This window comes from Ruegeria sp. AD11(2025), assembly GCF_056542405.1.
The window spans coordinates 57,435-64,818 of record NZ_JBQFZU010000025.1 but is presented as its reverse complement, the minus strand read 5'-3'; the positions used below and the strand labels follow the sequence as shown (position 1 = coordinate 64,818).

The following is a 7,384-nucleotide window of genomic DNA, read 5'->3' as shown; positions in this document are numbered from 1 at the left end:
CTGCGGTCAGCGTGGTCTTGCCGTGGTCAACGTGGCCAATCGTGCCGATGTTGACGTGCGGCTTATTACGCTCAAACTTTTCCTTTGCCATGATGGCCTCCTTTGTCGGTAATGAAGGGAGCCCCAGGCCGGAGCTCCCTCAAATCTTCGCTTATGCGTATTTCGCCTGGATCTCGTCCGAGATGTTCTGCGGAACCGGATCGTAGTGGTCGAACTGCATGGTGAACTGGGCGCGGCCCGACGACATCGAACGCAGGGTGTTGATGTAGCCGAACATGTTCGCCAGCGGAACGAATGCATCGATCGCGATCGCGTTGCCGCGCGGCTCTTGTCCAGAAACCTGACCACGACGCGAGGTCAGGTCGCCAATGATACCGCCGGTGTATTCTTCCGGGGTGATCACTTCGACCTTCATGATCGGTTCCAGCAGTTTCGCACCAGCTTTGCGCATGCCTTCACGCATACACATCCGCGATGCGATTTCGAACGCCAGAACGCTCGAGTCAACGTCGTGGAATTTACCGTCCAGCAGGGCAACCTTGAAGTCGATCACGGGGAAGCCAGCCAGTGGGCCGCTATCCATGACCGAGTTGATGCCTTTTTCAACACCCGGAATGTATTCCTTCGGAACAGCACCACCAACGATGCGGCTTTCGAACGAGTAACCTTCGCCCGGCTCTGTCGGCTGGATCTCCAGCTTGACTTCCGCGAACTGACCCGAACCACCCGACTGTTTCTTGTGGGTGTAGGTGTGCTCAACCGGCATCGAGATGGTTTCACGGTATGCCACCTGCGGCGCACCGATGTTTGCCTCGACTTTGAACTCGCGCTTCAGACGGTCTACCAGGATGTCCAGGTGAAGTTCGCCCATGCCCTTCATGATGGTCTGACCGGATTCCAGGTCAGTTTCCACGCGGAAGGACGGGTCTTCAGCGGCCAGACGGGCCAGACCCTGGGACATCTTCTCTTGGTCGCCCTTGGTTTTGGGCTCGACCGCGATCTCGATCACCGGATCGGGGAAGGTCATGGTTTCCAAAACCACCGGATCCTTCGCGTCACACAGGGTGTCACCGGTGGTGGTGTCTTTCAGACCCGCCAACGCGATGATGTCGCCTGCAAACGCTTCTTCAATCTCTTCCCGGTTGTTCGAGTGCATCATCATCATACGACCGATGCGCTCTTTCTTACCTTTGGTCGAGTTCAGGATCGAGTCACCCTTCTGCATGGTGCCCGAGTAGATGCGGGTGAAGGTCAGAGAGCCAACGAAGGGGTCGTTCATGATTTTGAACGCCAGACCTGAGAAGGCCATGTCGTCGTCTGCACGACGTGCGATGTTACGAACTTCTTCCTCGTCGCCGGGCTTGAAGCCCATGTAATCGACTACGTCCAGCGGGCTGGGCAGATAGTCGATCACAGCGTTGAGCAGAGGCTGGACGCCTTTGTTCTTGAACGCCGAACCACCCAGAACCGGAACGAACGCGATTTCCAGCGTACCTTTGCGCAGCAGGGCGCGCAGGGTGGGAACGTCGGGCTCATTGCCTTCCAGGTATTCCATCATCGCGTCGTCGTCCATTTCGACGGCCGCTTCGATCATTTTACCGCGCCATTCGTCAGCCATGTCTTTCAGGCTGTCACGGATCGGTGCTTTGACCCAGCTTGCACCAAGGTCTTCACCCTGCCACAGCCATTCTTCCATGGTGACCAGATCAACAAGACCTTCAAGCTCGGATTCTGCACCGATCGGAATACCAACCGGAACAGCACGTGCACCGGTGCGATCTTCGATCATGCGAACGCAGTTGAAGAAGTCAGCACCGATCTTGTCCATTTTGTTGACGAAAACCATACGCGGAACCTTGTAGCGGTCAGCCTGACGCCACACGGTTTCGGTCTGGGGTTCAACACCGGCGTTTGCGTCCAGAACGCAAACAGCACCGTCGAGTACCGCCAGCGAGCGCTCGACTTCGATGGTGAAGTCAACGTGGCCGGGGGTGTCGATGATGTTCAGGCGGTGCTTAGGCGAGTCAGCAGTTTGACCGTCTTCGGTGCGTTCCCAGAAAGTGGTGGTCGCAGCCGAAGTGATGGTGATACCGCGTTCCTGCTCCTGCTCCATCCAGTCCATGGTGGCTGCACCATCGTGCACCTCACCGATGTTGTGGGATTTACCGGTGTAATACAGGATGCGTTCCGAGCAGGTGGTTTTACCTGCATCGATATGCGCCATGATACCGAAGTTACGGTAATGGTTGAGTGTATATTCGCGTGCCATTTTGATAAGCCTCTGGAATTACCAACGGTAGTGGCTGAAGGCTTTGTTCGCCTCGGCCATCTTGTGGGTGTCTTCGCGCTTCTTCACGGCGGTACCGCGGGACTGTACAGCGTCCAGCAGCTCACCGGCGAGGCGTTCTTCCATGGTGTTTTCGTTGCGGCCACGCGCAGCAGTGATCAGCCAACGGATGGCCAGTGCTTCGCGGCGCTCGGGGCGGACTTCGACCGGAACCTGATAGGTTGCACCACCAACCCGGCGCGAGCGGACCTCGACCGACGGTTTGATGTTGTCGAGCGCTTCGTGGAACACTTCGACAGGAGCGCGCTTGATCTTGTTCTCAACGCGGTCGAACGCGTTGTAGACGATGCGCTCTGCGACCGACTTCTTGCCGTCGATCATCAGGTTGTTCATGAATTTGGTCAAAACCTTGTCGCCAAATTTGGCGTCAGGCAGGACTTCGCGTTTTTCGGCGGCGTGACGACGTGACATATCAGCCTCTCCTTCTTACTTGGGACGCTTCGCGCCGTATTTCGAACGGCGTTGCTTACGGTCTTTGACGCCCTGAGTATCCAGAACACCGCGCAGGATGTGGTAACGCACACCAGGAAGGTCTTTCACACGGCCGCCACGGATCAGAACAACCGAGTGTTCCTGCAGGTTGTGGCTTTCACCGGGAATGTACGAGATGACCTCGAACCCGTTGGTCAGGCGCACCTTGGCAACCTTACGCATAGCCGAGTTCGGCTTCTTTGGCGTGGTGGTGTAAACACGTGTGCAGACGCCGCGTTTCTGCGGGCACTGCTCCAGGTGCATGGACTTCGAGCGTTTTACTTTGGGCTGCCGCGGCTTGCGGATCAGCTGTTGAATAGTTGGCATTCCGGTTTCTTCCCCGTTTTGCAACACACATGACATGCACGCGCGTTGCGTGCGGTTAAACTTGCTGCACTTATGCGTCCACAAGCGCAAAATCCACGAGCGTTCCCATTCCGAGGTGAACGTCGCGGTTGGTTATCAGAGGACGCGAACTGCAAAATTGTCCGGGTCTTGACCAGTTCATTACTGAAATCGGTTTTGGGGCGGCCCCCGGTACCGAGATGACGCGCGTAATAGGGGGAGTCGGCCCAAGTGTCAACAGCAACCCCCAATGAGGCGGTCCGTTGACCCGATAGCACGCAAATATCAGGGCGTGATGGGGGTTTCCAGTTCGGTAGCCGTTGCGAGGGTATGACGACGGGGGCATAGTCTGCTCACCATTTTACCCGACGGATGAACCATGCAAGTCATAGGCCTTTGCCGCTTTTCCTACCCCGCTTACGGGGGCTTTCAGGTCGAACATGACACGATCGAGGAACGCAGGCAGTACCTCTATAATCCGGCCCGTCTGGAAGAGCGGTTCCGGCTTTTCGAAACTACCACCCTGCCCTGTTTCAGGGAACAGACCGATGAAGAGTTCCAGTTCCTTATCGTGATCGGGGATTGCTTGCCGAAAACCGCCTTTGACCGGCTGCACGATCTGACCTCTGGCATGAAACAGGTCCGGATCATCGCGCGCGCGCCTGCCCGGCACCGCAAAGTGATGAAAGAGATCCTGAACGCCGCGCGCGACGACCCCAGCGCTCCCTGCCTGCAATTCCGCCACGACGATGACGATGCCGTGTCGGTGGATTTCGTCGAGCGCCTGCGCATCGCCGCGGTCGAGAGCCAAGGTCTGATGGCGAACAACAAAACAGCCGCCATCGACTATAATCAGGGTTTTCTAGCCCGTTTCGGGGCAGACGGCATTTGGGCCGCGCAGGTGTTTCGGCCTCTGTTAGGCGTCGGATTCGCCATGCATGTGCGCGGCGGCTGCGAGCAGACGATCATGAATTTCGCCCATCACCGCATCGGGAACTTCATGCCGGTGATCAGCTACCCGGACGCGCCAATGTGGGTGCGCACGCTGAACCAATTCAACGATTCACCCCATGCCCGCAACAGCATCACAGAGTTGTCCCCGCTTACACCCGAGCAAGAAGGAGAATTCATCGCCCGCTTTGCCATTGAACAGAACGTTGTTCGGCGGACTCACTCCGCTGCGTGAGAGTGGCGTTCGCGGAACAGCGTGAACAACCCGGCACCCACCACCAACCCTGCCCCGAGCAGAGTAACCGGGTCCGGCCAGTCACCGAACACCAGCCAGCCCAGGGCCAGCGCCCAGATCAGGCTGGAATAGCGGAAAGGCGCGACAAATCCGACATCTCCGACGCGCATGACCATGACGCTGCACAAATAGCCGGTCAGCACGAACACCGCCGCGCAGGCGACCATCAGCCCCGCGCCCGGCGAAACCGGTTGCCAGCCCGAAGCGAGAGAGGCGCATCCCGCCGCGACGGTGATTGTAAGCGAGGTCGCTAATGTGACCGCCAGTGAGGGTACATGGATCGACATCCGCCGCGTGATCAGATCTCGGATGGTGACCGACACAACCGCGATCAACGCGTAAATGGCATAGATGCTGAACCCCTCGGGGCCCGGTCGCACAATCAGCAGCATACCGAGAAACCCCAGCGCAATGGCCAGAACCCGACGCCAGCCGATCTGTTCACCGAAGAACAGCACCGCACCCAGGGTCACGGTCAGAGGCAAAGCCTGCAATACTGCGGTTACATTCGCCAGCGGCATGTGCAGAAGCGCTGTCAGGAAGAAAAACGTCGCCGAAAGCTCGGCCAGACACCGTGCCGCCACCAGACACTTGTCATGGCGCGGAAAATTCAGATGCAGCGCCCCCAGATGACGCGCCAGAAAATACACCAAAACTGTCGCCAGCACCCCGCGCATCGCCACCATCTGGAACAGCGGCACCTCCGCCCCGGCGGCCTTGACCAGCGCATCATTGATGGTGAAGGCCGCCATGCTGCCCATCATCAGCAGCGCGCCTTTCAGGTTTGGGGTCATTTCAAACAGGTCCGGTCCTTAGTCACCCGCAACATTGGTGCCGTCGCTGTCCGGGATGTCAACTTACCAGGAGAGGTACACTAGGTTCGTAAAAAACGGGTCTCGTGACCAAGCCTCAATTTACTGCAACACAGCGCGTTCTGGTCGAACGAATGACCAATGTGCGGACACGGTGTGTGAAAACTCCGGCCCACGAGCTCTCTCGTCGCGCTCGTTTTCAGCGCCTGTGCGAAAGCTCTGGCAGAAGCGCGAGAGAATGCACATAAAAGGTGTTTTCGACATGTTTCGCTGACCAATCAGAGTTTTCACAAAGCCTCCGGACAAAGCAGACTTTCAATCGAATAGCTTGAAAGTCCGCTTCATGATTGTAGCGCATGACTTAACTGAGGTGATAGACTTGTTGAAGGCCGAAGACCGGCGTCGGGATACCCACCATCCGGGCCTTTATCTGCAGCGACAGAAACTGTGAGTAGTGCCGGGACTGATGCAGGTTTCCGCCATGCATCCAAAGGTTTGGCACCTGTGTCGGCTTCCACATATTGCGTTGTTCGCCTTCCCAGGGCCCCGGGTCCTTGGTTGTGTCAGAGCCCAGACCCCAGCATTTCCCAAGTCGATCTGCCATATCCTGGCCCATCAGGTCCGCGACCCAACCGTTCATCGAATTATACCCTGTCGCATAGACCACCAGGTCGGCATCTAGATGCGTGCCGTCATCAAGGATAACTCCGGATTCATCAAGCGCGGTGACCTGACCGCGTTTCAGCTTGATTTCGCCATCAATGATCAACTGGCTGGCACCGATATCGATGTAATAGCCGGATCCACGACGCAGGTATTTCATGAACAGCCCGCTGTCGTCATCACCCCAATCCAGCCAGAACCCGGCCTTTTCCAGGCCGTCATAAAACTCTTTGTCCTGTTCTTTCATCGCAGCATAGGCCGGAATCTGGAATTCATGCAGGATGCGATAGGGCAGCGATGCAAAGATCAGATCGGCCTTTTCGGTCGTCATGCCAGACCGCACCGCACGTTCAGAATAGAGATCGCCCAGTCCGATTTCCATGAGGGTGTCCGAGCGGACAATATGGGTTGAGGACCGCTGCACCATAGTTACGTCAGCATCGTTCTCCCAAAGGGCCGCACAGATATCGTGAGCTGAGTTATTAGACCCCACCACGACAACTTTCTTGCCTGCCCATTTGTCCGGCCCTTCATGTTCTGAGGAATGAGCCTGGACACCCTTGAACACATCCATTCCCGGAAAATCAGGCATGCGTTTTTTTCCAGACATACCCGTCGCCATGATCAGATGTTTGGGCCGCAGTACAATCTCTTCGCCGTCTCGGTTTACTGTGATGGTCCATTCGCCCTTGGCTTCGTCGTACGTGGCGGATATGGCCGTTGTACGCGTCCAATAGTTCAGCTCCATCACTTTCGTATACATCTCAAGCCAGTCGCCGATCTTGTCCTTGGGCGAGAACACAGGCCAGTTTTCCGGGAACTTGATATAGGGCAGATGGTCGTACCAGACCGGATCGTGCAGACAGAGGGATTTGTAGCGATTGCGCCAACTGTCGCCGGGCCGGTCGTTCCGTTCGACGATGATCGTCGGTACACCAAGCTGGCGCAACCGCGCGCCCATTGCGATCCCGCCCTGACCGCCGCCGATGATAAGGCAGTAGGGCTGTGTCTTGTAGCCCAGTTCGGCCTCTTCCTGCGCGCGTTCTTCTGCCCATGTGGTACGGTGTTTTCCGGCCCCATGCTTGGCACCCAGCGGACGGTTGAACCCTTTGGGTTCTTCATGCCCTTTCAACTCGGCCATCGTGGTCAGCAAGGTCCATATCCTGCCTTCCTTGAGGCGGATCAGACCGTAGCCACGCGCAACTTCGGTCTCGAATTCGATCCATGCGGTGGTCACGCCCCCATCCTCTGTGGGCACCTCACCTTCGGCTATTCTCCAACCGCTTGGCTTGGTCGTGGCCAGCTGGTGCGAGAGCATATCTGCCACCTGCGCCTTGCCTTCGACCGTTTTGATATTCCAGGTAAAGCTGACCAGATCGCGCCAATAGCATTCGTCATGAAACATATCGCAGGCAGCAACGATATCGCCTTTGGACAAAGCCGCCCCGAAAACGTCCAGAAACCCCTGCACCTGATCCGAGAGTGTTGTGTCGAGCATGT

7 protein-coding genes are annotated in these 7,384 nt (G+C 57.2%); 1 reads left to right on the top strand and 6 read right to left on the bottom strand.

Going from position 1 to position 7,384, the window contains the following annotated elements:
- The 4 genes from ACR1XY_RS19235 to rpsL form a co-directional block, all read right to left on the bottom strand.
- On the bottom strand, window positions 1-91 hold a 91-nt coding region (locus ACR1XY_RS19235), incomplete at its 3' end, for a GTP-binding protein (protein ID WP_036223564.1).
- A 60-nt stretch (window positions 92-151) separates the two neighbouring features.
- On the bottom strand, window positions 152-2,269 hold the full coding sequence (gene fusA, locus ACR1XY_RS19230) for an elongation factor G (RefSeq protein WP_480595530.1): 2,118 nt from the start codon (window positions 2,267-2,269) through the stop codon (window positions 152-154).
- Window positions 2,270-2,287: 18 nt separating this feature from the next.
- Window positions 2,288-2,758, bottom strand: coding sequence for a 30S ribosomal protein S7 (gene rpsG / locus ACR1XY_RS19225; protein ID WP_039529242.1), 471 nt, complete (start codon window positions 2,756-2,758; stop codon window positions 2,288-2,290).
- A gap of 15 nt (window positions 2,759-2,773) precedes the next feature.
- Window positions 2,774-3,145 (bottom strand): 30S ribosomal protein S12, encoded by a 372-nt coding sequence (gene rpsL, locus ACR1XY_RS19220; RefSeq protein WP_005621086.1) that lies wholly within the window; start codon window positions 3,143-3,145, stop codon window positions 2,774-2,776.
- Window positions 3,146-3,542: 397 nt separating this feature from the next.
- On the opposite strand from rpsL, the gene ACR1XY_RS19215 reads away from it, so the two are divergent.
- Window positions 3,543-4,349 carry a putative rhamnosyl transferase gene (locus ACR1XY_RS19215; protein ID WP_480595529.1) on the top strand — a complete coding sequence of 269 codons (807 nt, stop codon included), beginning with the start codon at window positions 3,543-3,545 and terminating at the stop codon, window positions 4,347-4,349.
- On the opposite strand, the gene ACR1XY_RS19210 is transcribed toward ACR1XY_RS19215, so the two are convergent.
- Together ACR1XY_RS19210 and ACR1XY_RS19205 are read right to left on the bottom strand one after the other, a co-directional pair.
- On the bottom strand, window positions 4,334-5,203 hold the full coding sequence (locus ACR1XY_RS19210; RefSeq protein WP_480595528.1) for a DMT family transporter: 870 nt from the start codon (window positions 5,201-5,203) through the stop codon (window positions 4,334-4,336). The genes ACR1XY_RS19215 and ACR1XY_RS19210 overlap by 16 nt on opposite strands.
- Window positions 5,204-5,582: 379 nt before the next feature.
- Entirely contained in the window at window positions 5,583-7,382 is a 1,800-nt protein-coding gene (locus tag ACR1XY_RS19205; protein WP_480595527.1) for an NAD(P)-binding domain-containing protein, read from the bottom strand.
- Window positions 7,383-7,384: the final 2 nt, after the last annotated feature.